We start from the raw sequence: 26203 nt of genomic DNA, 5'->3' as shown, positions 1-26203 counted from the left end.
CGATGACCTTATGCAGGCCTCATCCCCGGCACAAGGACTTTGGTTGTCAGATGTGGGTCGAAGTGTCACGTTCGGCCGCGCCGCGCACGACGGTGTCCCGCGCGTTGACCAGCGCCGCATCCTTGCCCTGCGATCGCACGATGTTTTCCGGCACCCACAGCACGTCCATGACGTACCGCGCCAGCATCGACAGCGACGGCGCGTCCTCGATACGGATGTCGCCGGACTCGATCCCGTCGGACAGCAACCCGCGCAGTTGACGCAGGCGCATGGTGAACGCCAGGCCGGGATTGGGGGTGTCGGGCGGCGACTGGCGCATCCACGCGAGTTGAATCTTCCACTCATCCGGGAACTGGTCGAGGGCGTTGATGTTGACCCAGCTGAGCGCGTCCAGCTTCTCCACCGGGGTGGCATCGGTGCGGAGCACGCTGGCGAAGCCGCCGCCGGCCTTCTGTCCGAACGACTCCATGATCGAGGCGAGCAATTCGTCCTTCGACCCAATCAACCGATAGACCGTCCCGGTGCCCAGACCCGCCGCTGCCGCGATGTCGCGAATCGTGGTGACCTCGTAGCCTTTCTTGCCGAATTCGGCCCGTGCGACCGAGCGGACGTGGGCGGCCTTGTCGTTGCCGTCGGAATCGCTGTCGTCACTCCAGGTCTGGATGGCGGCCTCGGCGGCGGCGAATGCGGGGGAGGAGTTGAGCTCCTGGTCGCTGTAGGACCGACTCGCCAGGCCGTGCAACATGATCCGGCACATGACGACCGCGGTCTGGTCGGCCGCGCCGGTGTGCCGGATGATGTCGAGCCCGACGTGCATCATGGTCTGGCAGATCCGGTCGGCCAGGGTCGGCAGGTCGATGTCGGGCCTGATGAAGCCGCTCCACCTGCCCGCGCGCAGGGTCTCCAACATCGCCTGCTGGACGGCCGTCGGCGGGTTCTGTAGCAGCTCAACGAGTTCCGGATTCGCGCTCGGTGCTTCGTAGAACGACATCTGCAGCGCGGCGCGGTGCTGCACAGCGCAACGAGCGATCGCCGAACCCAGCTCGACGATCTTGTCGGCGACCGAGCGCGGGTCGGCGTTGTCCAATTTCTGGTGGGCGATCTCGCCGATGCGGTCCAGATCGGCGTAATACCGCCGCACCAGTTCGACGAGGATCGCTTCCTTCGATTCGAAGTGGTGATACAGGCTGCCGGGCAAAATTCCGGCCGCGTCCGCGATCTCCTGGAGCGACGTCCGCAAGCCCGACGAGGCGATCAACGTTGCGGCGGTGTGCAGGATTTCGGTGCGGCGGGTGCCGTCGTCGTACGCGCCGCCCCCACCAATTGCCGCGTCGGGAACACGCTTGGCAGCGCCACGTCCCCGTGGCGTCACGCGAGAACGCCCGGCACTGTCAGACCGGGCAGGTGAATCGGCATCGGGCAAGTCTAGGCGTGCGGAACTCGCAGATGCTGCAGCCTCGGCTGGTTGCTGAAGCCCCACGCCACCTCCACAGGCCGGTCCCGTGAAATCCATGACCGAATATTTGGTCTGACGCTACCAGGTGACTTCGGACTGATTGTGCAGGTTGAACGCTATTCGCGACGTGCGCGACCCGGGTCAGCCGAGCACCGACGCGGCGAATTCGGCGCCGAGACGCACGAGATAGCCGTCGGAGGAATCGAGGAACGCGCTCCAACTCAGCAGGCGCTTGAGATACAGATGGGCATCGTGCTCCCAGGTGTAGCCGATACCACCGAAGACCTGGATCGCGGTGTCGCCGACCGTGGCCAGTCGCCCGGCGAAGGCTTTCGCCCGCAGCGCGGCGGCATGCCGTTCGGTGCGGGTCCCGGCATCGGCGGCCCACAGGGCGTGAATGACTCCGCTGCGCGCCAACTCCACGGTCTCGTACATGTCCGCGCACAGATGCTGCACGGCCTGGAACGCACCGATCGGCTGACCGAACTGGCGGCGCACTTTGGCGTACTCGACGACCAGGTGCACGATTGCACGCGCCGCACCCAAGGCGTCGGCTGCCCAGGCGATCGTGACGTCGTCGGTCAGCGCTTCGATCGCCTCGGGCGAGGCGTCGGCCAGACGCTGCGCGGGCGTCCCGTCGAACCGGACGTGAAAGCGCTTGCGCGTCAGGTCGATTCCGTCCTGAATCGTGGCATCCAGGCCGTCCGCTGTCGTCTGCACCGCGAAAAGCCCTGTGCCGTGCCGATCATCGGCGAGCACGAGTATCACGTCCGCCGCGGCGACGTCCCACACGCTGTCGATCTCACCGCTGACCGTCGCGCCATCGACCACGCTCGGGCGCGCGCCGTCGACCGGGCCCACTGTTGCGATCAGCGACCCGTCGCCGATGCCGGTCAGCAGGGGAGCGGCCAGGTCCGGCGCCACGTCGAACCGCGTGAGCGCCCGGGTCGCGGCGACGGCCGAGGAAAGCCACGGCCCCGGATGCAATCCCGCGCCCAGCTCTTCGGCGACGATCCCGGCCTCGACCATCGTCATGCCGGCGCCGTCGTACTCCAGGGGCACGAGTAATCCGGTGGTGCCTAACTCGGCGAGGCCCCGCCAGACCGCCTCGGTGCTGCCGGTGTCGTCGTCGAGTAGCGGCCGGACATGCCCATTGATCGACGCGCGTTCGGCGAGAAAGCTCCGGACGGTGTCGCGCAAGGCGATCTGCTCGTCGGTCAGTTCGAGGTTCATCCGCGCGGCAACCCCAGGACGCGTTGGGCGGTGATGTTCTTGTTGATCTGGGTGGTCCCGCCGGCGATCGTCAGCGACCGGGACGTCAAGCGGTAGTCGGCCCATCGGCGGCCCGCGGCGTCCATGCCGATCAGGTCGAAGGCGAGTGCGGCGATGTCCTGGCCGACTTCACCCCAGACGGACTTGGCCAGGCTCGCCGAGCCGAAGGCGTCGCCGCCGTGGATGACCGCCGAGATCGAGCGCTTGCACAACACCTCGAGATACTTGATGCGCGTGGCGATTTCGCCGAGGCGCCGCAGCGTCGTGGGCTCCTCCAACACGGGGCGGTTTCCGATCCGGACATCGGCGAGGTCCGCGACGAGTTCCTCGAGTCGTGTCTGCATCTCGGTGTAGAGGCGCGCCGCCCCGGCGCGCTCATGGCTCAGCGTCGTGGTGGCGATGCCCCAGCCGCCGTTTTCCGGGCCGAGCAACGCGTCCGCCGGCACCCGCACGTCGTTGAAGAAGACCTCGGCGAAATCCGATTCGCCGCTCAGTGTGACGAGTGGTCGAACCTCGATGCCCGGCAACGACATATCCAGGATCAGGCACGAGATGCCCTTGTGCTTGGGAGCATCCGGGTCGGTGCGCACATAGAGCTGACACCACTGGGCCCGGTGGCCGAGGGAGGTCCAGATCTTCTGCCCGTTGACCACGTAATGGTCGCCGTCTCGCACCGCGCGGGTGCGCAGCGAGGCGAGGTCGGATCCCGCTTCGGGCTCCGACATTCCCTGGCACCAAATGTCGTCGGCGCGCATCATCCGGGGGAGCAGAGTGCGCTTCTGCGACTCGGTCCCGTGCTGCATGATCGCCGGCGCGATGTTGTTCATCCCGATCACGTTGAGGTGGACCGGCACCCGGGCGCGCGTGGTCTCCTCGGCGCAGACAAGTTGTTCGAGCACCCCCGCGCCGCGGCCGCCGTATTCCTGCGGCCAGGACACCGCCGCCCAGCCGGCGTCGGCGATTGTCGCGTTCCACTCGCGCAACGTCTGGAAGGCGGCCTCGTCCCGACCACGTCCGCGATTGGCTGCGATGACGTCGTCGGTCAGATTGGCAGCCAGCCACGCGCGCAGTTCCTTGCGGACCTGTTCGGCCTCTGGGGGGTAAGAGAAATCCACGGTTCCGGTTGACTCCGGGGCGATTGACTATGGGTAACGGCGAACTCTACGGTGGAACAGATATTTGGTCAAACGATCTCGCCGCCTCTCGAGGGTTGCCAACCGGCTATCTTCCAGTAAGGCTTCCCATAGTATTCTTCGACCGGCGCTCCGGTCAGCGTCCCTCCAACGAAAGAGCGACAAACATGTCTGACACTGTAAAGGTCCGCTTCGAGCCGAAGATGATGATCGACGGCAAATTGGTCGACGGCCAGGCGGGCACGTTCACCAATATCAACCCGGCCACCGAGGAGTCCCTCGGCGAGGTGGCGGATGCTTCGAAAGAGGACATGACCCGGGCGATCGACGCCGCCCGGCGCGCGTTCGACGACACCGATTGGTCGACCAATAAGGAGTTACGCAAGCGCTGCCTGCTGCAACTGCACGAGGCGATCGAGTCCGAGATCGACGAACTGCGTGAAGAGCTGATCCTCGAGGTCGGCTCGCCGCGCGCCATCACCTTCGGTCCGCAGCTGGACGCCCCGCTGCAGGACGGCCTGAAGTACCCGGCCCGGCTGATCGACGAATACGCGTGGGAGACCGACCTCGGCGACCGGGTCATCAGCCTGACCGGAGCCAACACTTCGATCAAGCAGTGGCGCGAGCCGGTCGGCGTGGTCGGCGCGATCGTGCCGTGGAACTTCCCGTTCGAGGTGACGCTGAACAAGCTCGGTCAGGCGCTGGGCACTGGTAACACCGTGGTACTCAAGCCGGCCCCCAACACCCCGTTCAACGCGACCCGGCTGGGTCGGCTGATCGCCGAGAAGACCGACATCCCGGCGGGTGTCGTCAACGTCGTCACCGCCTCGGATCACTTTGTCGGCGAGGAACTTACGCTCTCCCCGAAGGTCGACCTGATCTCGTTCACCGGCTCGACCGTGGTCGGCAAGCGGATCATGGAAAAGGGCGCGGCCACCATGAAGCGGCTGTTCCTCGAACTCGGCGGCAAGTCGGCCACCATCGTCCTGGAAGACGCCGACTTCGGGCTGGCCTGCGCGATCGGCATCGCCCCCTGCATGCACGCCGGCCAGGGCTGCGCCAACCCCACCCGGATGCTGCTGCCACGGTCGCGCTACGAGGAGGGCGTCGCGATCCTCAAGAGCATCTACGAGAACGTCACCTGCGGTGACCCGCAGGACCCCGGAACCTTGTGTGGGCCGGTCATTTCCCAGCGGCAATTCGATCGCGTGAACGAATACATCCAGAAGGGCGTCGACGAGGGTGCGACCGCGCTGGTCGGCGGACCCGGCGCCGAGACGGGCTTCGACAAGGGATACTTCATCCGCCCAACGCTTTTCACCGATGTCGATAACAAGATGACCATCGCGCAGGAAGAGATCTTCGGGCCGGTGCTGTCGGTCATCCCGTTCGACGACGAAGAGGACGCGATCCGAATCGCCAACGACAGCCCCTATGGCTTGGCCGGCAACGTGATGTCGGGCTCGCTGGAGCACTCGCTGGCGGTGGCGCGGCGGATTAAGGCCGGCTTCATCGGCGTCAACGGCGGCGCGCCCTACGGCGCCGACGTCCCGTTCGGTGGATACAAGGACAGCGGTGTCGGCCGGCAGAACGGTATCGCCGGTTTCGACCAGTACACCGAAGTCAAGTCGGTGGGTTACCCCGTAGCCTGACGCACGTTTCGCCCGGCGCGAGTCGTCAGCGGGCTAGTTTGATCTCGTGACCGACGCCGGACGAGCGCAGCGCGCGACCGGCCGCAGGATGGCGACCCGCTACGCGGCCGGTCTCGCGTGCGGTCACCTGATCGGCACTGCGGACGCGGCCGCGATCGTCATCCCGTTGCACGGTCAGTTCTCCGACAACGCGCGGGTGTACTTCGAGCCGACCAGCCTGATCACCGCTGCGATCATCGTCGTGCTCGGCACGGCGGCGGTGGCCGGCGGTGGCGTCGCGAACCTGATTCCGGTGTTGCGGTGGTTCGTCGCCGGTCGGCAACCGAATGCCGAGCAGCGCCGGTCGGCCATGCGCCTGTTGCCGCGACAGTCGGCGATACTCGCGGTGGTGTGGGCGACCAGCGGCCTGAGCTACCTGGTCCTGAATCTCAGTGGCGTTGCCGCACTGTGGGTTCCGACGCTGTTGGCGGTGGTGTTCGGCGGTACCGCGGCCGCGAGTCTCAGCCTGTTGCTCACCCAGCGGTCCCTGCGGCCGATCATGCTGGCGGCCACCCAGGGCTCCGACGGCACGGTGGTGGCGCCCAGTGTGCTTGCCCGGCTGATCGGCATGTGGCTCTTGGGCAGCGGGCTACCGTGCGTCGCGATCGCCGGGCTGGTGCTGACCCGCTCCAACGGCTGGATCATCCAGCGGACCGGGTCGGTCGAGATGCCCATTCTGGTGGTGACGCTCGTCGCGATCCTGATCGGGCTGCCGGTGATGATCATGACGTCCCGATCGATATCGGATCCGGTGCGCGAGGTGGTCGACGCGATGGCCCGGGTGGAGAAGGGCAAAATCGACACCGTCGTCGGCGTGTACGAGAAGTCCGAACTCGGCCGCCTGCAAAACGGGTTCAATCGCATGGTCGCCGGCATCGGCGAGCGCGACCGGTTGCGCGACCTGTTCGGCCGCCACGTCGGCGACGACGTGGCCCGTCGCGCGATCGAAGAGGGCACCACGCTGTCCGGCGACGTCCGCGAGTCGGCCGTGCTGTTCATCGACCTCGTCGGGTCCACGACGTTGGCGGCGAGTCGACCGCCGCAAGAGGTGGCCCGCGTTCTCAACGACTTCTTTCGCATCGTGGTCGACGCCGTCGACGATCACCACGGGTTGATCAACAAGTTCCAGGGTGATGCAGCGTTGGCCGTCTTCGGGGCGCCGTTGGCGCACGACGACTGCGCGTCGGCCGCGTTGGCCACCGCCCGGCTGCTGCGCACCGAACTCCAGCAGCTGCCGGAGGTCGACTTCGGCATCGGCGTATCGGCCGGGCCGGTCTTCGCCGGCAATATCGGGGCCGAAAACCGTTACGAATACACGGTTGTCGGCGATGCCGTGAACGAGGCGGCCCGCCTGGCCGACTTCGCCAAGACTGTGGGCCAGCGGGTCGCGGGCTCGGCCGCCGCGGTCGAGCGCGCCGACGATGCCGAGCGGTCGCGGTGGGCGCCGGACAGCGAGACCGTGTTGCGCGGCCGCTCGGATGCCACCCACATCTGGACCCCATCGGATGAGGAGTAGCCATGGTCGACCATGAGTTCGTCTTCGCGGCGGTCGCCCACCAGCGACGTGAGTTCGCGCAACTGATCGAGGGGCTCGACGACGCGCAGTTGGCGACGCCGAGCCTCTGCCGCGGCTGGGACGTCAAGACGGTGGCCGCGCACGTGGTGAGCACGGTGCTCGACGGCATGCCCGGATTCCTGAAGATGGCGGTCCGGTGCGGGAGCCTGGATCGCGGCATCGACACCCTTGCGCGCCGCCGCGCGCAGGCGCCGACCACCGATATCGTTGCCGATCTTCACGCGAATGCCGACCGGCCCGTTTCGTCGCCGGTATTCGGTCCGCGGGGCCCGCTCGCCGACATCCTGGTGCACACCGGTGACGTCCGGATCGCGCTCGGCCTGCCGTTTCAACCCGACGTCGAGCGCACGGCGACCGCGGTGGATTTCCTCACCGGCGGTTGGCCGATCGGCTTCGTGTCGTTGGGCCGGCTGCGGGGAATTCGGTTGTCCGCCAACGATATCGACCGGCGATGGCGCGACGGTGCCGAGATCAGTGGCCCGGTCGCCACGCTGATGATGGGCATCTGTGGGCGCACCACGGTATTGGCCGGCCTCACCGGGCCGGGGCTGCCGGTCCTGCGGGGTCGTCTGTCCTAACGTCAACTGCGCCGCCCCCGCTGCCGAATGGCTTACAGTATCGCCATGCCGATACCTCGCTTTCCCGCTGACGTCACCACCGACTGGCTCGCCGGGGTGCTCGGCGTGCCGGTGGCCGGGGTCGACGTGGTCGGCATCGGCACCGGTCAGACCGGCGCGACCTACCGAGTGTCAGTCACCTACGCCGACGCCGGCGACCTGCCCGACACCTTCGTGATCAAGCTGCCCGCCCAGGACGACGCCGTGCGCGACCGGGTGACCATTGGCTACCGCAGCGAATGCGCCTTCTACACCGGCGTGGTCGATCGAGTGCAGGTGCCGACGCCGCAATGCTTCTATTGCGAAATCAGCGACGATGCACTGGATTACGCGCTGCTGCTGGCTGACCAGGCACCCGCGGCGCAGGGCGACCAGATCGCGGGTTGTGGGGAGCGCGAAGCGCGGCTGTCGGTGACGGCGCTGGCCGGACTGCACGCCCCGAGCTGGTGCGACCCATTCTGGCTGGACTTCGACGGGGTCGCGTTCGCGCGGCCCGACGAAGCGTCGGCCGGCGGCCTGGGGGAGGTCGCCCGGATGAGTGCCGAGATCACACTGGACAAACTCGGCGACCGGATGAGCGCTGCGGACCGCGAGACCTTCACCGCAGCAATGAATTTGGTGACACCGTGGCTGCTCGCGGAGCGAGACAGATTTGCGCTGTTGCACGGCGACTATCGCCTCGACAACCTGCTGTTCTTCCCCGACGGGGGCGGCGTGACGGTGGTCGACTGGCAGACGCTCGGGGTGGGTCTGCCCGCCCGCGACCTGGCGTACTTCACCGCGACCAGCCTCAAGCCCGACCTGCGCGCCTCGATCGAGCGTGACCTCGTCGACGACTACCACCGCGCGCTGACCGGCTACGGAGTCACCGGGTACGACAGTGAAACCTGTTGGCAGGACTATCGACTCGGTATGACTCAGACGGTGCTGATCTCGGCGCTGGGATTCGCGTTCGCGACCGCGACCGACCGCGGCGACGACATGGTGCTCACCATGCTGGCCCGCGGCTGTCAGGCGATTCGCGAATTGGGTTCGCTGGATCTGGTCGCGGGGTACGCGGCCGGGCAGGAGGCGGCGACATGACGAACAGGCCGCGCACCGCGATCATTGGCGCCGGCATCAGCGGGCTGACCGCCGGAAAGATGCTCAACGACTACGACGTGCCGTACACGACATTCGAGACTTCTGACCGGATCGGCGGCAACTGGGCCTTCGGCAACCCGAACGGGCACAGCAGCGCCTACCGCTCGCTGCACATCGACACCTCGAAGCATCGGTTGTCGTTCAAGGACTTTCCGATTCCCGAACACTTTCCCGCCTTCCCGCATCACTCCGACATCAAGGCCTATCTGGATGCCTACGCTGACACCTTCGACCTCTTGGAGCACATCGAGTTCAACAACGGCGTAGCCCAGGCGCGCCGAAACGAGGCCGGCGGTTGGCTGATCGAGGATCAGGCCGGCGCCACCCGCGAATTCGACCTCCTGGTCGTCGCCAACGGTCATCACTGGGACGCTCGATTTCCCGACTTTCCCGGCACCTTCAACGGCGACGTCATCCACTCGCACCATTACATAGATCCGCACACGCCCCTGGAATTGACCGGCAAGCGGATTCTCGTCGTGGGCCTGGGCAACAGCGCCGCCGATATCACCGTGGAGTTGTCGTCGCGGGCGCTGCAGAACCGGGTCACGCTATCTACCCGATCCAGCGCCTGGATCGTTCCCAAATACATCGCCGGCCGGCCCGGCGACAAGCTGTTCAGAACCTCGCCCCATTTGCCGTTAGCGTGGCAGCGCAAGGCGATTCAGGCGTTGATGCCGCTGATGGGCACTGACCCGACGCTCTACGGTCTGCCCGCGCCCAACCACAAGATCTTCGAAGCTCACCCGACGCAATCGGTGGAATTGCCGCTGCGACTCGGGTCCGGCGACGTGATTCCCAAACCGAACGTCTCCCGCCTCGATGGTGACGTGGTTCATTTCGACGACGGCACCAGCGACGAATTCGATGCGATCGTCTATGCGACCGGATACAACATCACCTTCCCGTTTTTCGACCCCGGTCTGATCAGCGCGCCGGACAATCAGATCCGGCTTTACAAGCGGATGTTTAAACCCGGCTTGGCGGATCTGGCATTCATCGGCTTCGCGCAGGCTGTACCGACGCTGTTCCCGTTCGTCGAGTGCCAGGCCCGGCTGCTCGCTGCCTACGCGGTGGGGCGCTATGCACTGCCGTCGCCGGCGGAGATGGAACGGGTGATCGACGCCGATCAGCAGATGTATGTCGGCCATTGCACCGACCGGCCGCGCCACACGCAGCAGGTCGACTACTTCTACTACGAGCACGACATCCGGACGCGAGAACTACCCGCAGGGCTCAAGCGCGCCGCCGCATCGGCCTTCGCATGACGTACACCGCGCTGACCTTTCGCTCGGGCGAGACGGTTTGCGACGCATGGCATTTCCGCGGTGCGGGCGACCGCTTCGCCAGCCCGTCCGGCCGTCCCGTCGTTGTGATGGCTCATGGCATTGCCGGCACCAAGGACTCCGGCCTCGAGCCGTTCGGCCGTCGGCTGAGCAACGCGGGAGTCGACGTCGTTGCGTTCGACTATCGCGGCTTCGGCGCTTCGGGGGGCGAACCCCGCCAAACAGTCTCGGTCGCAAGGCAAGTCGACGACTATCGGGCCGCCGTATCGGCCGTGCGACGATTACCCGACGTCGACCCGGGCCGAGTGCTGCTCTGGGGAGTGTCGTTCTCCGGTGGCCACGTCTTGCGGGTCGCGGCGAACGACGGAGCGATCGCCGGTGTGATCGCGCTGACGCCGCTGACCAGTGGCGCGGCCACCAGCCGACTTGCCATCGCGCAGTGTGACCTGGTCTCCGGAATGCGCTGGACCGCCGCCGGCGTGAAGGGTCGCCTCGCTGCCGCCATGGGCGGCAGCGCAACCTTCATGCCCGTGGTCGGGCGGCCCGGTGAGGCGGGTGCGCTGACGCTCGACGGCGCCTACGAGAACTATCTGTCGATGGCGGGCCCGACCTGGCGCAACGAAATCGACGCCGGCGTCGGCCTGCAACTCGCGCTGGTGCGGTCGTCGGGCGCGGCCGCCAAACTGCGCTGCCCGCTGCTGGTGCAGATCGCCGACTTCGACCGGTTCGTGCCTGCGGAGTCGATCGCCAAGGTCGCGGTGCGGGGGAGGGCGGAAGTACACCACTACCCGTGCGACCACTTCGACGTGTGGCCCGGCAACGAGTGGTTCGACAAGGTCGTCGACCACCAAATCGCTTTCATCGCACGCACGCTGGCGCGCAACGCGGCTCAGATGCCCAGCGAGTGCTAATACTGCGTCGACCCCTGATCGACCGGCACCGCCGCCGCGGTGACATACCGCGACTCGTCGCTGGCCAGCCAGCACACCGCGTCGGCGATGTCCTCGGGCTCGGCCACCCAGTTGGGCAGGAACGGTGTCAGCACGTTGGCCATCGTCGGGACCGTCTCGTTGGCGCTCGCGATCGCGGAGACCATCTCGCCGCTGCCCATCGCGGAATTGACCGGGCCGGGGTGCACGCTGTTGACCCGGATCGCATACCGGCCCAGTTCGGCGGCGAACGCGCGGGCCATCCCGGTGACGGCGTGCTTGCTGGCGGTGTAGTGAATCATGAACGGCTGCATCTTGAGTCCCGCCGCCGAGCTGATCAAGATGATCGATCCGCCGCGGCCGCCGTCGACGATGTGCTGCGCACCGGCCATCACAGTGTTCCAGACGCCCGTCACGTTCACGTCCATCACGTCGCGGAACGAATCCGGGGTGATCTCATTCCACACCTGCGGGGCCGATATGCCTGCGTTGGCGACGATGACGTCAAGCCGGCCCAGGGTGGCGACGGCATTGCCTACAGTCTCGCGCAGGCCGTCAAAGTCGCGAACATCGTTGGCCGAGGCGATGATTCGGCGCCCAGCTGCTTCGACCAGCCGAGTGGTTTCGGCGAGATCTTCGGGGGTGGCCGGGTCGTAGGGCACGCAGGACGGCAGCTTGCCGGCGATGTCGACCGCGATGATGTCGGCGCCTTCACGGGCTAGCTTGACGGCATGCGCACGACCCTGACCCCGCGCCGCGCCGGTGATGAATGCGACCCTGTCTTGCAGCCGACCGGTCATACGCACTCCCTATGGTAAAGGCCACTGTAATGGGGACGATAATAGCGTCTGACGCTTCGGCCCGGTTCTGGCCCGGCACCGTGCGACAATTCCGCGGTGAAAAAGGGCATGGCGGCCGTCGCGGTTTTCGTCGCTGCGTACATCGCGACCATCGTGCTCTACAGCCACACCGGCATGGGCCGGCCCCACGAGATTTCGCACGGCCAGCCGACATCCAACGGCACCACCGTCATCTGCGACGTCGAGGAGGTCGCATCGGTCAAGGGCGTGCTGACGGTCAACCTCACGGTGGTGCCGGGGCCCGATCTACTCGATCCGGTGACGCACGGCCTCAAGGACGACCTCAGCGTCGCGGTCACGTCGGCCGTCACGCCAACCAAGCGCAGCTGGCTGAAAGGTGTTGTCCCGGGCGTCTTTCCGGTGCCACTGATTGTTTCCGGCGATCCATCGAGCTGGCCCTTCGACCGCTACGAGACGGGACCGGTCACCGTCGAACTCTTTCCGGGCGGCCAACCGCCCCAGCGCGCCTCGGTGACGGTCTTCGACCGAATTCCGGGATGGAAGGTCACCGTCCCGGACGCCGGTGGCGGCGCGACGCCGTCGCCGTACCACGTGATCTTGCACCGTTCACCGAGCACAGCCGCGTTCGCGGCCGTCATCCTCGCGGTGCTGATCGCGCTGGCCGGCCTGGCGTTGTTCGTCGCGGTGCAGACCCTCGCCTACAAACGCGAATTCTTCCCGCCGATGACGACATGGTATGCGGCGCTGCTGTTTTCGGTGGTGCCGTTGCGCACCGCACTGCCCGACGCACCGCCGATCGGGTTCTGGGTCGATGTCACCGTTGTGCTGTGGGTGATCGTCGTGCTGGTCATCTCCATGGGGCTCTACGTCTACTGCTGGTGGCGCCACGTCAGCAGGAAGACATGATCACTGCTTGCGCTGGGCGGCCTTGACCAGATTCCCGCCGATGATCAGACGCTGGATCTCGCTGGTGCCCTCGTATAGGCGGAGCAGGCGGACGTCGCGGTAGATGCGTTCGACCGGCACCTCCCGCATGTAGCCGCTGCCGCCGTGGATCTGCACGGCGAGATCGGCTACTTTTCCGGCCATTTCGGTGCAGAACACCTTCGCCGCCGACGGCGCGATCCGGCGGTCCTCGTCGTCGAGCCACAGCCGGGCCGCATCGCGGACCAAGGCGCGGCCGGCCATCACCCCCGTCTGCTGGTCTGCGAGCATCGCCTGCACCAACTGGAAGCTGCCGATGGGTTTTCCGCCCTGAGTCGCGGTCGCCGCGTAGGCGACCGATTCGTCGAGCGCCCGCTGGGCCGCGCCGACCGCGAGGGCCGCGATGTGAATCCGGCCGCGCGCCAGCGACGTCATCGCCGCCCGGTAGCCGATGTCCTCGCTACCACCGATCAGCGCGCTGTCGGGCACCCGCACATCGGTAAAGCGGACGTCGGCGGTCCAGGCGCCCTCCTGGCCCATCTTGGCGTCCTTCGGCCCCACCTCGACGCCGTCGGCGTCGGCGGGCACCAGGAACACCGCGATCCCGGGTCCGTCGTCGTCGGCGGGGCGCGTCCGTGCGAAGACGACGAACAGGTCGGCGACCGGGGCGTTGGTGATGTACTGCTTCTCGCCGTTGATCACCCAGTCGTCGCCGTCGCGAATTGCCTTGGTGCGCAATCCCGCTGGATTCGATCCAGCTCCGGGCTCGGTGAGTGCGAACGAGGCGACCTTGCCGGACGCCAGGCCCTCCAACCAGGTTGACTTCTGCTCATCGGTACCGAACCCGACCAGTACCTGGCCGGCGATGCCGTTGTTGGTGCCGAACATCGACCTCAGCGCCAGCGAGGTGTAGCCGAGTTCCATCGCCAACTCGATGTCCTGGGTGATGTCGAGCCCGAGCCCGCCCCACTCCTGCGGGATCGCGTAACCGAACAGCCCCATGTCTTTCGCCTGCTGTCGCAGATCGTCGGGCACCTTGTCGCTTGCGAGAATCTCCTGCTCTCGGGGCATGACCGCGGTGCGGACGAACTGGCGGGTCGCCGCCAGGATCTGCTGGAAGTCGTCGTCGTCGACGGCAGCAGGCATGAATCAACGCTCCTTCTTCGGCGATCGGCCTCGGATCCTGCAATTGCGGGACCCCACCGACCGCTGCTCGGCCGCGATCATATATGAAATATGATGTAGACGATGCCTCGGCGTGGAGGCCCCGACAGGAAGACGGTGATCGTGTGTCGTTGTTGAGCGGTAAGACTGCAGTGATCACAGGGGGAGCCCAGGGTCTGGGGTTGGCCATCGCGCAACGCTTCGTGGACGAGGGCGCTCGGGTGGTACTGGGCGACGTGAATCTCGACGCGACACACGAGGCGGCCGCGAAGTTGGGCGGGGACACCGTGGCCCTGGCGGTGCGCTGTGACGTGACCTCCGGTGCGGACGTCGACGCACTGCTCGGCGCCGCCGTGGACGGCTTCGGCGCGCTGGACATCATGATCAACAACGCCGGCATCACCCGCGACGCGACGATGCGCAAGATGACCGAGGACCAGTTCGACGAGGTCATCGCCGTCCACCTGAAGGGCACGTGGAACGGGCTGCGCAAGTCCGCGGCGATCATGCGCGATAACAAGAGCGGCGCGATCGTCAACATGTCATCGATCTCGGGAAAGGTCGGCATGATCGGTCAGACAAACTATTCGGCCGCCAAGGCGGGCATCGTCGGCATGACCAAGGCGGCGTCGAAAGAGCTTGCGCACCTGGGCGTTCGGGTCAATGCCATCCAGCCCGGGCTGATCCGCTCCGCGATGACCGAGGCCATGCCGCAACGGATCTGGGACGAGAAGCTGGCCGAGATTCCGATGGGGCGCGCCGGCGAGCCGGAAGAGGTGGCCAAGGTCGCGCTGTTCCTGGCCAGCGACCTCTCGTCGTACATGACCGGAACCGTCCTCGAGGTCACGGGCGGACGGCACCTGTGAGCCTGCGCGAGGCGGTCATCTGCGAGCCTGTCCGTACGCCGATCGGGCGGTACGGCGGAATGTTCAAGTCGCAGAGCGCCGTCGAACTCGGCGTCGCCGCGCTGACCGGTCTGCTCGACCGGACCGGCGTGCCGCCCGAAGCGGTCCAGGACGTCATTCTCGGCCACTGCTATCCCAACAGCGAGGCCCCCGCGATCGGGCGGGTGGTTGCGCTCGATTCCGGTCTGCCGGTGACCGTGCCCGGCATGCAGGTCGACCGTCGCTGCGGTTCGGGCCTGCAGGCTGTCATCCAGGCATGCATGCAAATCGGTTCCGGCGACAACGATCTCGTGGTGGCCGGCGGGGCGGAGAGCATGAGCAACGTCGCGTTCTACTCGACCGACATGCGCTGGGGCGGGGCCCGCGGCGTGCAGGTGCACGACGGTCTGGCGCGCGGCCGGACCACCGCTGGTGGCCGCGACTACCCGGTGCCCGGCGGAATGCTCGAGACCGCGGAGAACCTGCGCCGCCAGTACGACATATCCCGTCAGGAACAAGACGAACTCGCGGTGGCGTCGCATCAGCGCGCGGTCGCCGCACAGCAGGACGGCGTGCTGGCCGAGGAAATCATCCCGGTCACGGTGGTAAGCCGTCGCGGCGAGGAGGTGTTCGACACCGACGAGCATCCCCGCGCGGACACTACGATCGAATCGCTGAGCAAGCTCAAACCCGTTCTGCTACAGAATGATCCGGGTGCGACCGTGACGGCCGGCAACGCCAGTGGTCAGAACGACGCAGCAGCAATGTGCCTGGTGGCCACCCCGGAACGCGCGGCCGAACTCGGCCTGACGCCGTTGGTGCGCATGGTGTCGTGGGCGAGTGCGGGTGTGGCGCCCAACGTGATGGGGATCGGACCGGTGCCGGCCACCGCGGCCGCATTGGCCAAAGCCGGACTGCAACTCAGCGACATCGACCTGATCGAACTCAACGAGGCGTTCGCTGCCCAGGCCCTTGCGGTCATGCGGGAGTGGAACTTCGGCGCCGCCGACCACGAGCGCACCAACGTGCGCGGGTCAGGGATCTCGCTCGGACACCCAGTCGGCGCGACCGGCGGCCGGATGCTGGCGACGTTGTCCCGCGAATTGCATCGTCGTGACGCGCGATACGGACTGGAAACCATGTGCATCGGTGGCGGCCAAGGCCTGGCCGCGATCTTCGAGCGGGTTGTGCCGTAGTGACCGCGCCGCTTGCCGACCTCACCGTGATCGAAGTGTCCAGCTTCGTCGCGGCGCCGCTGTGCGGAATGACCTTGAGCCAACTCGGTGCGCAGGTGATCCGCATCGACCCGATCGGCGGAGCCTCGGACACCAGCCGGTGGCCGCTGACCGAGGACGGCACCTCGATCTACTGGACCGGACTGAACAAGGGAAAGCGTTCGGCCACCATCGATCTGCGCTCAGCCGAAGGACAGGAACTGGTCCAGCGGCTGATTGTCGAAGGTGACGGCATCGTGGTGACCAACATCGCGGGGCCGTCCTGGCTGTCGTACGAGACGCTCGTCGCCGATCGTCCCGACCTGATCCACCTCCAGGTGCTCGGTCGCCACGACGGTTCCACCGCCGTCGACTACACCGTCAACGCCGGCATCGGCTATCCCTTGGTCACCGGACCGGCGGACCACGCCGGACCCATCAATCACGTGCTGCCGGCCTGGGACGTCTGCTGCGGCCTCTACGCTGCGCTCGCCATCGTGACCGCGGCACGCCGTCGCGACCAGTCAGGGGTGGGCGCGCAGATCAGCGTGCCACTGGAGGACGTCGCGCTGGCCACCGCCGGCAACCTGGGATTGCTGACCGAGCCCCAGATCAACGGCACTCAGCGTGCGCGACTCGGCAACGCGATCTACGGCCAGTACGGGCAGGACTTCACCAGCCGCGACGGTGTCGCGTTCATGGTGGTGACGTTGACCAAGCGGCACTTCCAGGACATCGTCGCGGTAACCGGTTGCGGTGCAGCCGTTTCCGCGCTCGCCGAGTCACTTGACGCCGACTTCGCCGACGAGGGGGTGCGCTACCGCTACCGCGACGTCTTGAGCGCGCTGTTCGCGACCTGGTTCGCCGAGCACTCGGCCGACGACATCACCGCGGCCTTGTCCGCCACCAGCGTGCTGTTCGCGCGTTACCGTACCTTCGCCGAGACCGCCGCCGACGAGCGAGTCATGAAGAACCCCCTGTTCTCTCGGCTGCATCAGGACGGGCTCGGCGACTACCTGGCGCCCGGCCTGCCCGCCGTCTTCGACGGCCGACACGTCGCCGCTCGGCCCGCGCCGCGCCTCGGCGAGGACACGGCCGACCTGCTGACCCAGGCTCTGGGGCTTGGCGCCGAAGACATCGCCCGACTGACCGACGCGAACACGATCGCCCGCTGACAAGGAGACCCGGCCCATGACCAAACTCGCCCAGACCCTCGGCCTCACCGACGTCCAGAACGAAATCATCTCCACGGTAAGGCAATTCGTGGACAAGGAAGTGATCCCGAACGCGCCCGAACTCGAGCGCACCGACACCTATCCGCAGGCGATCGTCGACCAGATGCGTGAAATGGGGTTGTTCGGTCTGATGATCCCGCAAGAATACGGCGGGCTTGGCGAGTCGCTGTTGACCTACGCCCTGTGCATCGAGGAACTGGGCCGCGGTTGGATGAGCATCTCCGGCGTGCTCAACACCCACTTCATCGTCGCCTACATGTTGCGTCAGCACGGTACCGACGAGCAGAAGCAACGCTTCCTGCCCCGGATGGCCACCGGTGAAATCCGCGGTTCGTTCTCGATGTCGGAGCCGGAGTTGGGATCTGACGTCGCCGCGATCCGCACCCGGGCTACCCGCGGCGACGATGGCGACTACACGATCAACGGCCAGAAGATGTGGCTGACCAACGGTGCCAGTTCCAGCCTGGTCGCCGCGCTGGTGCGCACCGACGAAGGCGCCGAGGCGCCGCACCGCAACCTGACCGCGTTCCTGATCGAAAAGCCCACCGGCTTCGGCGAAGTCAAGCCAGGGCTGGTTGTTCCGGGCAAGATCGACAAGCTCGGCTACAAGGGCATCGACACCACCGAGTTGATCTTCGACGGGTACGCGGCAAGCGCCGACGACGTTCTCGGCGGGGCCCCGGGGCAGGGCTTTTATCAGATGATGGACGGCATCGAGGTCGGCCGGGTCAACGTGTCTGCCCGAGCCGTCGGTGTCGCCATCCGGGCCTTCGAACTCGCCGCGCGGTACGCACAACAACGGCACACCTTCGGCAAGCCGATCGCCGAGCATCAGGCGATCGCGTTCCAACTTGCCGAGATGGCAACCAAAGTCGAGGCCGCCCATCTGATGATGGTCAACGCGGCGCGACTCAAAGACTCCGGAGAGCGCAACGACGTCGCCGCGGGCATGGCCAAGTACCTCGCGAGCGAGTACTGCGCGGAGGTGACGCAGCAGAGCTTCCGCATCCATGGGGGATACGGCTATTCGAAGGAGTACGAGATCGAGCGGCTGATGCGCGACGCGCCGTTCCTGCTCATCGGTGAGGGCACCAGCGAGATCCAGAAGCAGATCATCAGCAAGCGCCTGCTTGCCGAGTATCGGATTTGACGTGAGCGCACCGGATTTCGCCGCGCGACCGCAACTCTCCGAAGACGTCGCCCGCTATGTCCGCAGGCGCATCTTCGATGGCACCTATTCCGCGGGCGAGTATGTCCGCCTGGATCAATTGGCCGCCGAGCTCGGCATCAGCGTCACCCCGGTGCGCGAGGCGCTGTTCGAACTGCGGTCCGAGGGACTGCTCGCGCAGCAGCCACGTCGCGGATTCGTCGTGCTGCCCGTGACCGAGCGCGACCTTGCCGACGTGGCCAATCTGCAGGCACACGTGGGCGGCGAGTTGGCCGCTCGGGCCGCGACCAACATCGACGACGAGCAGTTGCGCGAACTCAAGGCGATCCAGTCACAGCTCGAAGATGCCTACGCCGGCAACGACATCGACCGCACGGTGCGCCTCAACCACGAATTCCACCGGGCCATCAACGTTGCCGCCGACTCGTCGAAGCTCGCGCAGATGATGTCGCAGATCACCCGCTACGCACCCGAGTCCGTGTTCCCGACCATCGCCGGCTGGCCCGACCAGTCCATCAAGGACCACCGTCGGGTGGTGGCGGCGCTGGCCAGACACGACAGCGAATCCGCCCGCAGGGCCATGTCGGAACACCTGGCGGCCGGGGCGGCGCCGCTGATCGACCACCTCGCCGAACACGGCGTGGTCGATCCGACCTAGATATCGGCGAGCAATTCACGAAGCCGCGGGACGTCGACTTTGCCGGTCGGGCCACGCGGAATATCGGCGTCGGAATCGGTCAACAGCCACACGGTCGGGACCTTGAATGAGCTGAGAAGCGACTTGGCGGATGCGCGTAAGGACTCGACCGTGGTGTCACACACCACCGCCGCCCCCACCTGGTCTCCCTGTGTGCCAGGCACATTCGTGACAAACGCGTTGGCGACGCCGTCGATCTCGCGCAGCGCCCGTTCGACTTCGGTGGGGTAGACGGAGGCCCCGCTGACTTTGAACATGTCGTCGGAGCGGCCGTGGTAGAACAGGAAGCCGTCGTTGTCGAGGAGCCCGAGGTCGCCGGTGGGATAGAAACCGTCGTCGGTGAACAACTCTTCGCGACTGCGGCGGCAGATGCCACGCAGGGTGTGCGGCCCGCGCAGCTGGATCATGCCGACGGTTCCCGCAGGGACGCCGTGCCCGCTATCGGGGTCGACGATGCGGACCGCCATGCCCGGGAACGGTTTGCCGCAACTGCCCCATGCCGCGGGTGGCATGTCGGTGTCGGCGGGGTAACCGCAATACGGCCCGAATGTCTCCGTCATCCCGAATAGCCTTGCGCGCGAACCAGGTCGGGCGCGCTGCTCTTCGGGCAGCAAAGCGTCCAAGCTGCCGGGGCGTAGGGCGGACAGATCGAACCGCTCCCGAAGCGGGTGCCGGGCCAACGCTTCGGCCTGATCCGGCCAGCCGCGAAACAAGCTCACCCGTTCGCGTTCCAACAGTCGCAGTGTCGATTCCGGCTGCGGTGACTGCTCGGTGATCAGCGTCGCCCCGGCCACCAAAGCCGAGAGCACACCGCCGCCGAAACCGCCCACCCAGAAAAAGGGCATCGGCAGATACAGGCGTGTCTCGGAATCGATGCGGCGACTGGGTAATCCGGATCGGACGGCCCCCAGCGCGCTGCCGTGCGAGTGCAGTACACCTTTCGGCGGGCCGCTGCTGCCGGAGGTGAACATGATGACTATCGGATCGCTCGGTGTCACCGTGTCCGTCAGCGCGTCGACGATCGCGGGGTCCACGGCTGCGGGTAGTTCGTCAGCTGTCCACACCTGCCGCAGCGCGGGCAGTGCCGGGGTTGCCGGCGCCAGGTCGCCGAGGTAGCGGTGTCCACGAAACTCCTCGACACCTATGACACACTGCACCGCAGCCGTTCGTAGCTGCGCTGCGAGTTCCCGCGGCGTCAGCAAGGTGCTCAACGGGACCAGCACCGCGCCGATGCGGGTGAGCGCGAAAGCGATCTGCACCCATCGAACGCCGTTGGGCATGATCAGCCCGACCCGGGTGCCTTTCCCCACCCCGGCGTGGATGAACCCTGCTGCGAGATCTTTTGTACTGGAATCGAGTGCGCGGTAGGTCACCGCATCGTCGGTGTCGATGACCATCGCAGTGTCGGGGCGCTCGGTCGAGCGGCTACGCACGAGCGAATCGATGGTGTCAGGCATCGAACATGCTCCTCATGCGCCGCACATCGGGCTTGCCGCTGGCGAGCAGCGGCACCTCGGGGATGAAGGCGAACCGGCGTGGAATCTTGTAGGCCGAGAGTTGCGCGGCGAGTCCGCGCCGCAGTGCGGTGGCGTCGAGTTCGCCACCGGCGACCACGGCAACCACGACCTGGCCTCGCTCGGGATCAGGGATACCGAACACGAACGCCGTTGCGCCATGGGTGACGTCAACGATCGCTTTCTCGACCTCGGTGGGAGAGACGTTGGCCCCGGCCGTCTTGATCATCGAGCCGCGACGGCCGAGGTAGTAGATGAACCCGTCGGTGTCCGTGGCGGCCAGGTCGCCGGTGTGGAACCAGCCGTCGGCGTCGAAGCACTCTTCCCGGCCGCGCCGGTAGTAACGATCCATCAAACATGCTCCGCGGATGCAGAGTTCGCCGCGTTCGCCGTCGTCGACGGGTGATCCGGTCTGTGGGTCGGCGATCTTGACCTGCACTCCGGGCGCGGGCCTGCCGAACGAGCCCCGCCGATGCTCGGGCTGGTCGGTTTCGTCACCGCTGAGCAGGGCAACGCTGCCGGCCTCGGTGAGCCCGAGCATGTTGTGACGCAACTCGGGATCGGCGGGCCGCGCCGCCGGGTCCATGATCGGATACAGGTTTCCCCGACGCATGGACGACAGGTCGCGATCCACGAAGCTCGGGTGCCGCGTCAATGCCGTGATCCCGGCTGCGAAACCATTGGTGATCGTTGGCTTTTCGGCCTCGATCAGATCCAGCGTCCGGCCGGGGTCCTCACCGGTCGAGCACACCAGGGTCGCCCCCGCGATCATGGTGGCGAGCAACGCGAACCCCAGTCCGCCGATCCAAAAAAACGGGGAGTTGCAGAACAGCGTGTCCGTCGCGGTGAGAGTCCGCACCGCATTGAGGTTTCGCTGGTGATCGAGCAGCGACGCCTGGGTGTGCACGACGCCTTTGGGCGTGCTCGACGTTCCCGACGTGTAGACGATCGACAGCGGGTCGGAGCCGTCGACGTCGTCTTCCATCGCCGCCAGCAACGCCCGGTCGACGGTATCGGCGAGCCGATCGAGGCGCGTGAGGTCGAAGATCACGTGTCGCAATTGTGGTGCGGCGGTGCTGAACAGCCGATCGTCGGAGTCGACGGCGCAGCCCGGCAACACCTCGGCCACGCGTCGAACGTAGTCGTGCGACCGGAATGACGGCGCTGCCAGCAGGACTTCGGTGTCGCTGTCGACGAGTTGCGCACGCAATTCGCGGCCGGTGCCGAAGGTGGAATACGGCACGACGACAGCGCCGATCCGCGCCGCCGCCAACATGGTGACGACGAACGCGACACCGTTGGGGTACAGCACCCCGACGTGCGTTTCCTTGCCGACCCCGAGGGCGATGAGGCCGCGGCTCAGTCGAGCGGAGCGTCGTTGTGCTTCGGCGTAGCTGACCCGCTCCGACTCGCAGACCAACAGCGGGTGATCGCCCCTGCTTTCGGCCTGAGCGCGGAGAATCTCGCCGACGGTGGTCATGTCAGTCCACCGCGGCCTGGAAATGGCGTCGAACCTCGTCCAGGTCAGGCTTGCCGGACGGCGTCCTCGGGATCTCGCTCACGACGGCGATGTCGGAGGGAATCTCATAGCGCGCCAGATGATGTCGTAGATAGTCGGCGATGTCGGCGGCGTTCGTCGTCTCCGGCCCCCGCAGTTCGACCATCGCCACCGGGGTCTCACCGAGGCGTCGGTCCGGCCGCCCGACCACCGCGGCGCCCGCCACGGCGGGATGGCTCTCCAGCGCGGCGCGCACGTCGTCCGGCATCACCTTGAACCCACCGCGAATGATGGCTTGATCGGCCCGGCCGACGATCCACAGGAACCCGTCGGCGTCGATGCGCGCGAGGTCGGTGGTTCGCATCCAGTCCGCTGTCGGGCCGAGCTGTGCGGGTTTGACCTCCAGCAGGCCGACGGCGTCGGGTCCCAGCGGAACGCCGTCGTCGTCGACCACACGGAGTCGCGCGCCGGGATTGGCGCGACCCACGCTGCCACGTTTGGCGAGCCAGTACTGCTGGTGGTCGGCCAGCGTCCAACCGGCCACTCCGCCGCCGAATTCGGTTGCGGCATAGGAGGTCAAGACCGGAATGCCGTACTTGTCGGTGAACGCGTCGGAGTCGTCGGGTGACAGTGGGGCGGTCCCCGAGGTCACCGCGCGGATGCTCGATAGATCGTCCCGCGGTAGATCCGCGTGCAGGACCATCCGTAATGCGGTGGGCACCAACGACACCGCGCGCGGCCGATGCGTGCGGACCGCCTCGGCCCACCGGTGGAGTTCGAACCGCTCCAGCAAGACGAACGGCCGCGCCTCGGCGACGCACTGCAGGATCCGGAAGACGCCGCCGATGTGCACCAGCGGGGAATTGACGATCGCCACCCCGCGACGCACGCTCGTCGGTGCCGATGCCTGGTCGGCCGGGCCGAGGACGCTATGCGCCAGCATGTCGTAACTGAGGTCGACCCGTTTCGGCGGCCCGGTCGTTCCGCTGGTCAGCATGCGCACGGCGATCGCGGGCCGCACGGCCGCCTCGTGCTCGTGTTGCGCCGCAGTCAGAGTCGGCGTGGACAACAGGTCCGGGATCGAGATGGTCGTGGTCGTGTGCTGTGTGCCCAGCAGCGCGAGATCGTCCGGTTCGCCGACGATCAGCGGTAGCGCAAGTCGATCGACATCGGCGCTGGTACGTTCGTCGCCGCGAGCCGGATTGATGACGACGATCGTTGCGCCGCGGCGCAATACGCCGAGCAGGGCCGCGACATGCGGAGGGCGGTTGCGCAGCATGATTCCGACCTGCGGGCACCCATCGCCGACGAGAGTGGCTATCCGGTCGGCCATCGAGTCGAGTTGCCGCCACGAGAACCATTGACGCTCATACTCCAGGGCCGGCGCGGCCGGATCGAGACGCAACACATCGTCAATGCGTCGAGTGAGCCGGTGCCCCGTCATCGGAGTTTCGGATCGGATGCCCGACGATCACCGCGTTTCGCCAATTGGGCGGCGCCGATTGGGTTTCCGAGCCGCGTGTAGATGAGGCCCTGCTCCATCGCCGCGCGGTAGGGCTTGTCCAGCGATTCCCAGATCGCCTTGACGGTGCCCTGAGTCGCGGACGGGGGTTTGGCGGCGATGCCCGCCGCGATCTCGTGCGCGCGCACCCAGAGGTCGTCGCGTGCGACCACCTCGGACACCAGACCGATCCGCAATGCGGTCTCGGCGCTGACCCGTTCGTCGTTGCCCATCAACGCCATTCGCAGCGTCTCACCCAGACCGATGCGGCGCATCAGCCCGATCGGCTCCAGCGCACACACCAGGCCGGCGGAGACATGCGAGTCGAAGAATGTCGCATCGCTGGAGCAGATCACCACGTCGGATTCGTTCACGAAATAGAACGCGCCAGCCGTGCACATCCCCTGAACCGCGCACACCACCGGCTTCCACATCTTCTGCCACTTAGGGCTGAGCGCCTCGCCGGGATCCTCGTGGTTCCAGACGTTGTCGGGCTGGCCGTAAGGCGTTTTGACGTCGAGACCCGCACTGAACGCGCGATCACCGGCGGCGCGCAACACCACCGCGTTGACGGAGTCGTCCGCCTTGACGATGCGCCAGGCCTCGGCCATCTCCTCGCACATCGTCCGGTTGAAGGCGTTGAGCTGTCCGGGCCGGTTCAACGTGATGGTGGCGACCTGGTCGTCACCCGCCACCTCGACCTCGATGGTCTCGAAGCTCATCGGCACTGCCATTCCGGGGGCCGCTTCTCGACGAAGGCGCGCGGACCCTCGAGGGAGTCTTCGGTGTGCAGATTGCGCTCGCGGAACGACTCGGCGAGCATCTCCGCCTCGTGCAGCGGGAGATCAAGGCCTTTGAGGATGGCCAACCGCGTGCCCCGAACGGCAAGTGGTGCATTCAGATTGACGGTATCGGCGATCTCGTGCGCGCGCTGCAGCAGGTGCTCGTGGTCGACGACCTCACTGATCATCCCGAGCTCGTACGCGCGTTGCGCGCCCATCCGTTCATGCTTACCCATCATCGCCATCCGCAGGGCGATGGAACGGGGGAGTACCCGGGCTACCCGGACCAGCTCTCGTGCAGCCACCAGGCCGATGCTGACGTGCGGATCGAAGAACGTCGCCTGATCGGAGGCGATCACGATGTCGCCGGTGGTCACCCAGTCGAGCCCTGCGCCGCAACACAATCCGTTGATGGCGGCGAGCACGGGCTTGGCCATGGTCCGGAACGGCGGGGTGCCCTCCTGCGGCGCCTCCCACTGTTCGTAGGTCGACAGGTACGGACGTTCGTTGATGACCTTGCCGTCCCCGGGGATCGCCTTGACGTCGGCGCCGGTGCAGAAGGCCCGCCCGGTGCCGGTGACGATGAGAATCCAGACGCTGTCATCGTTTTCGGCCTCGTCGTAGGCGTGCCGCAACTCGGTGACCATGTGCGGGCTGAGTGCATTCAGGGCATCCGGCCGGTTCAGCGTGATGGTGGCTTTGTGCCCATCCACCTCGTAGGTGATGGTGTCGTAGGACCGGGATGGCATCTCAGTAGTTCTCCTCACGCACAGTCATCGCCCCTGAAACCGCGGTAGCCGCTGCTCGCGGAAAGCCAGCATTCCCTCTTTGAAATCGGCAGTCCGACAGGAAAGTTCGACGTCGAACAACTCCTGTGTCATCGCTTCGCCCAGCGATGCGCGCTGGCCGTAGTGGATGGCCTGCTTCGCCAGGCCCAGCGCCACCGTCGGCCCGTCGGCCAGCCGGGACAGCAGGTCGTCGGTCGCGCGATCCAACTCTGGTGCGGCCACTGCCTGGTGAATCAGACCCCAGTCGGCGGCATATGCCGCGCCGACCTTGTCGCCGAGCAGCAGCATCCGCTTGGCGCGCGCAAGACCGATCAATCGCGGCAGTAGCCAGGTCGCGCCCGAGTCCGGGCTGAATCCCCGCGCCGCGAACGGCTCCCAGAACACCGCGTCGTCGGCGGCGAGGGTGAAGTCGGCGGCCAGTGCGAGATTGCAGCCCAGCCCGGCGGCGTAGCCCCGCACGCTGCAGACCACCGGCAGGTGAATCTCGTGCACCAGCTGGATCACCCGGTTCGCGGTGTGGGGGATGCGCCGCAGCATGTCGCCCGCCCGGGGACGCCGCTCGTCGTTGTTGGTGGCGACCCAGTCGACACCCGAGCAGAAGTCGTCGCCCTCGCCACGAATGTGGATGGCCCGCAGCGACTCGTCGGTGGCAGCGTCGGTCAATGCTTGCACGAATGTCGCAATCATGCTCGGAGTCAACGAGTTACGCCGGGCCGGCCGATCGATGGTGAGCCGAAGGACGGCGCCGTCGCGACTCGCGACCAGCGCGCCGTCGACCGCCGCGGGGTCCGCATCGTGGCTCACCGGTGAATCGGCCCTTCCCAGTGGATATGGATACCTCTACAGTAGGCACTACAATTGCTTCGCTGTATAACTTAGCAAGGAAAGCCGCCAGGTGGAATACGCGCCG

The 26203-nt window shown here is 66.7% G+C and carries 23 protein-coding genes; 12 read left to right on the top strand and 11 right to left on the bottom strand.

Annotation, left to right across the window (positions count from 1 at the left end; all coding sequences use genetic code 11):
• Nucleotides 1-46: 46 nt before the first annotated feature.
• The 3 genes from PT015_RS09540 to PT015_RS09530 all read right to left on the bottom strand — a co-directional run bounded on the left by PT015_RS09540 (nt 47) and on the right by PT015_RS09530 (nt 3843).
• Nucleotides 47-1372 carry a TetR/AcrR family transcriptional regulator gene (locus PT015_RS09540; RefSeq protein ID WP_285190378.1) on the bottom strand — a complete coding sequence of 442 codons (1326 nt, stop codon included), beginning with the start codon at nt 1370-1372 and terminating at the stop codon, nt 47-49.
• A gap of 225 nt (nt 1373-1597) precedes the next feature.
• Complete coding sequence (locus PT015_RS09535; RefSeq protein WP_285190377.1) at nt 1598-2689, bottom strand: acyl-CoA dehydrogenase family protein; 1092 nt, start codon at nt 2687-2689, stop codon at nt 1598-1600.
• Nucleotides 2686-3843: an acyl-CoA dehydrogenase family protein gene (locus PT015_RS09530; protein WP_285190376.1), complete on the bottom strand. Its 1158-nt coding sequence runs from the start codon at nt 3841-3843 to the stop codon at nt 2686-2688. Before PT015_RS09530 ends, PT015_RS09535 begins: the two co-directional genes overlap by 4 nt.
• A gap of 185 nt (nt 3844-4028) precedes the next feature.
• Between PT015_RS09530 and PT015_RS09525 the strand changes: the two genes are divergently transcribed.
• The 6 genes from PT015_RS09525 to PT015_RS09500 all read left to right on the top strand — a co-directional run bounded on the left by PT015_RS09525 (nt 4029) and on the right by PT015_RS09500 (nt 11085).
• Nucleotides 4029-5513, top strand: a complete 1485-nt coding sequence (locus PT015_RS09525) for an aldehyde dehydrogenase family protein (protein ID WP_285190375.1) — start codon at nt 4029-4031, stop codon at nt 5511-5513.
• 88 nt (nt 5514-5601) lie between these two features.
• Nucleotides 5602-7068 carry an adenylate/guanylate cyclase domain-containing protein gene (locus tag PT015_RS09520; protein ID WP_285191024.1) on the top strand — a complete coding sequence of 489 codons (1467 nt, stop codon included), beginning with the start codon at nt 5602-5604 and terminating at the stop codon, nt 7066-7068.
• Between the two features lie 2 nt (nt 7069-7070).
• Nucleotides 7071-7706 (top strand): maleylpyruvate isomerase family mycothiol-dependent enzyme, encoded by a 636-nt coding sequence (locus PT015_RS09515; protein WP_285190374.1) that lies wholly within the window; start codon nt 7071-7073, stop codon nt 7704-7706.
• Between the two features lie 45 nt (nt 7707-7751).
• Nucleotides 7752-8828: a phosphotransferase family protein gene (locus PT015_RS09510; RefSeq protein WP_285190373.1), complete on the top strand. Its 1077-nt coding sequence runs from the start codon at nt 7752-7754 to the stop codon at nt 8826-8828.
• On the top strand, nt 8825-10156 hold the full coding sequence (locus PT015_RS09505; protein WP_285190372.1) for a flavin-containing monooxygenase: 1332 nt from the start codon (nt 8825-8827) through the stop codon (nt 10154-10156). The genes PT015_RS09510 and PT015_RS09505 overlap by 4 nt, the downstream gene beginning before the upstream one ends.
• Entirely contained in the window at nt 10153-11085 is a 933-nt protein-coding gene (locus PT015_RS09500) for an alpha/beta hydrolase (RefSeq protein WP_285190371.1), read from the top strand. The genes PT015_RS09505 and PT015_RS09500 overlap by 4 nt, the downstream gene beginning before the upstream one ends.
• On the opposite strand, the gene PT015_RS09495 is transcribed toward PT015_RS09500, so the two are convergent.
• Nucleotides 11082-11903, bottom strand: coding sequence for a mycofactocin-coupled SDR family oxidoreductase (locus PT015_RS09495; protein WP_285190370.1), 822 nt, complete (start codon nt 11901-11903; stop codon nt 11082-11084). The two genes, PT015_RS09500 and PT015_RS09495, sit on opposite strands and share 4 nt — an antisense overlap.
• 108 nt (nt 11904-12011) lie before the next feature.
• On the opposite strand from PT015_RS09495, the gene PT015_RS09490 reads away from it, so the two are divergent.
• On the top strand, nt 12012-12830 hold the full coding sequence (locus PT015_RS09490; RefSeq protein ID WP_285191023.1) for a DUF4436 domain-containing protein: 819 nt from the start codon (nt 12012-12014) through the stop codon (nt 12828-12830).
• Here the strand turns inward: PT015_RS09490 and PT015_RS09485 are convergent, their stop codons facing one another.
• Nucleotides 12831-13994, bottom strand: a complete 1164-nt coding sequence (locus PT015_RS09485) for an acyl-CoA dehydrogenase family protein (RefSeq protein ID WP_285190369.1) — start codon at nt 13992-13994, stop codon at nt 12831-12833.
• A 143-nt stretch (nt 13995-14137) separates the two neighbouring features.
• Here PT015_RS09485 and fabG point away from each other — a divergent pair, with 143 nt between their 5' ends.
• The 5 genes from fabG to PT015_RS09460 all read left to right on the top strand — a co-directional run bounded on the left by fabG (nt 14138) and on the right by PT015_RS09460 (nt 19171).
• Nucleotides 14138-14878, top strand: coding sequence for a 3-oxoacyl-ACP reductase FabG (gene fabG / locus PT015_RS09480; protein ID WP_285190367.1), 741 nt, complete (start codon nt 14138-14140; stop codon nt 14876-14878).
• 59 nt (nt 14879-14937) lie between these two features.
• A complete protein-coding gene (locus tag PT015_RS09475) occupies nt 14938-16092 on the top strand; it encodes an acetyl-CoA C-acetyltransferase (RefSeq protein ID WP_285191022.1) in 1155 nt (384 codons plus the stop codon).
• Nucleotides 16093-16160: 68 nt separating this feature from the next.
• Nucleotides 16161-17285 (top strand): CoA transferase, encoded by a 1125-nt coding sequence (locus PT015_RS09470; protein ID WP_285191021.1) that lies wholly within the window; start codon nt 16161-16163, stop codon nt 17283-17285.
• Between the two features lie 16 nt (nt 17286-17301).
• Entirely contained in the window at nt 17302-18495 is a 1194-nt protein-coding gene (locus PT015_RS09465) for an acyl-CoA dehydrogenase family protein (RefSeq protein ID WP_285190366.1), read from the top strand.
• A 1-nt stretch (nt 18496) separates the two neighbouring features.
• Entirely contained in the window at nt 18497-19171 is a 675-nt protein-coding gene (locus PT015_RS09460) for a GntR family transcriptional regulator (protein WP_285190365.1), read from the top strand.
• Here PT015_RS09460 and PT015_RS09455 read toward each other — a convergent pair.
• The 6 genes from PT015_RS09455 to PT015_RS09430 are packed head-to-tail and all read right to left on the bottom strand — an operon-like array spanning nt 19168 to nt 26097.
• Nucleotides 19168-20667: a class I adenylate-forming enzyme family protein gene (locus tag PT015_RS09455; RefSeq protein ID WP_285190364.1), complete on the bottom strand. Its 1500-nt coding sequence runs from the start codon at nt 20665-20667 to the stop codon at nt 19168-19170. The genes PT015_RS09460 and PT015_RS09455 overlap by 4 nt on opposite strands.
• Nucleotides 20660-22204 carry a class I adenylate-forming enzyme family protein gene (locus PT015_RS09450; RefSeq protein ID WP_285190363.1) on the bottom strand — a complete coding sequence of 515 codons (1545 nt, stop codon included), beginning with the start codon at nt 22202-22204 and terminating at the stop codon, nt 20660-20662. The genes PT015_RS09455 and PT015_RS09450 overlap by 8 nt, the downstream gene beginning before the upstream one ends.
• A gap of 1 nt (nt 22205) precedes the next feature.
• Complete coding sequence (locus tag PT015_RS09445; RefSeq protein WP_285190362.1) at nt 22206-23666, bottom strand: class I adenylate-forming enzyme family protein; 1461 nt, start codon at nt 23664-23666, stop codon at nt 22206-22208.
• Nucleotides 23663-24445: an enoyl-CoA hydratase/isomerase family protein gene (locus PT015_RS09440; RefSeq protein ID WP_390887960.1), complete on the bottom strand. Its 783-nt coding sequence runs from the start codon at nt 24443-24445 to the stop codon at nt 23663-23665. Before PT015_RS09440 ends, PT015_RS09445 begins: the two co-directional genes overlap by 4 nt.
• The gene (locus tag PT015_RS09435; RefSeq protein ID WP_285190360.1) at nt 24442-25254 is read right to left on the bottom strand and encodes an enoyl-CoA hydratase/isomerase family protein; all 813 of its coding nucleotides are present in this window, start codon (nt 25252-25254) and stop codon (nt 24442-24444) included. The genes PT015_RS09440 and PT015_RS09435 overlap by 4 nt, the downstream gene beginning before the upstream one ends.
• 24 nt (nt 25255-25278) lie before the next feature.
• Nucleotides 25279-26097: an enoyl-CoA hydratase/isomerase family protein gene (locus PT015_RS09430; protein ID WP_285190359.1), complete on the bottom strand. Its 819-nt coding sequence runs from the start codon at nt 26095-26097 to the stop codon at nt 25279-25281.
• Between the last annotated feature and the right edge of the window lie 106 nt (nt 26098-26203).

It is taken from the genome of Candidatus Mycobacterium wuenschmannii (genome assembly GCF_030252325.1).
Taxonomy (GTDB): Bacteria; Actinomycetota; Actinomycetes; order Mycobacteriales; family Mycobacteriaceae; genus Mycobacterium; species Mycobacterium wuenschmannii.
Note: the sequence above shows the minus strand (reverse complement) of the source record. Positions and strands in the feature narration are given on the sequence as shown.

What these genes read in the sequence shown, in the direction of transcription:
- PT015_RS09465 (WP_285190366.1), top strand. Translation starts at nt 17,302, where the DNA reads ATGACCAAACTCGCCCAGACCCTCGGCCTCACCGACGTCCAGAACGAA.
- PT015_RS09485 (WP_285190369.1), bottom strand. Translation starts at nt 13,994, where the DNA reads ATGCCTGCTGCCGTCGACGACGACGACTTCCAGCAGATCCTGGCGGCG.
- PT015_RS09535 (WP_285190377.1), bottom strand. Translation starts at nt 2,689, where the DNA reads ATGAACCTCGAACTGACCGACGAGCAGATCGCCTTGCGCGACACCGTC.
- PT015_RS09450 (WP_285190363.1), bottom strand. Translation starts at nt 22,204, where the DNA reads ATGACCACCGTCGGCGAGATTCTCCGCGCTCAGGCCGAAAGCAGGGGC.
- PT015_RS09440 (WP_390887960.1), bottom strand. Translation starts at nt 24,445, where the DNA reads ATGAGCTTCGAGACCATCGAGGTCGAGGTGGCGGGTGACGACCAGGTC.
- PT015_RS09445 (WP_285190362.1), bottom strand. Translation starts at nt 23,666, where the DNA reads ATGACGGGGCACCGGCTCACTCGACGCATTGACGATGTGTTGCGTCTC.
- PT015_RS09500 (WP_285190371.1), top strand. Translation starts at nt 10,153, where the DNA reads ATGACGTACACCGCGCTGACCTTTCGCTCGGGCGAGACGGTTTGCGAC.
- PT015_RS09505 (WP_285190372.1), top strand. Translation starts at nt 8,825, where the DNA reads ATGACGAACAGGCCGCGCACCGCGATCATTGGCGCCGGCATCAGCGGG.
- PT015_RS09470 (WP_285191021.1), top strand. Translation starts at nt 16,161, where the DNA reads ATGACCTTGAGCCAACTCGGTGCGCAGGTGATCCGCATCGACCCGATC.
- PT015_RS09495 (WP_285190370.1), bottom strand. Translation starts at nt 11,903, where the DNA reads ATGACCGGTCGGCTGCAAGACAGGGTCGCATTCATCACCGGCGCGGCG.
- PT015_RS09475 (WP_285191022.1), top strand. Translation starts at nt 14,938, where the DNA reads ATGTTCAAGTCGCAGAGCGCCGTCGAACTCGGCGTCGCCGCGCTGACC.
- PT015_RS09520 (WP_285191024.1), top strand. Translation starts at nt 5,602, where the DNA reads ATGGCGACCCGCTACGCGGCCGGTCTCGCGTGCGGTCACCTGATCGGC.
- PT015_RS09455 (WP_285190364.1), bottom strand. Translation starts at nt 20,667, where the DNA reads ATGCCTGACACCATCGATTCGCTCGTGCGTAGCCGCTCGACCGAGCGC.
- PT015_RS09515 (WP_285190374.1), top strand. Translation starts at nt 7,071, where the DNA reads ATGGTCGACCATGAGTTCGTCTTCGCGGCGGTCGCCCACCAGCGACGT.
- PT015_RS09490 (WP_285191023.1), top strand. Translation starts at nt 12,012, where the DNA reads ATGGCGGCCGTCGCGGTTTTCGTCGCTGCGTACATCGCGACCATCGTG.
- PT015_RS09435 (WP_285190360.1), bottom strand. Translation starts at nt 25,254, where the DNA reads ATGCCATCCCGGTCCTACGACACCATCACCTACGAGGTGGATGGGCAC.
- PT015_RS09510 (WP_285190373.1), top strand. Translation starts at nt 7,752, where the DNA reads ATGCCGATACCTCGCTTTCCCGCTGACGTCACCACCGACTGGCTCGCC.
- PT015_RS09525 (WP_285190375.1), top strand. Translation starts at nt 4,029, where the DNA reads ATGTCTGACACTGTAAAGGTCCGCTTCGAGCCGAAGATGATGATCGAC.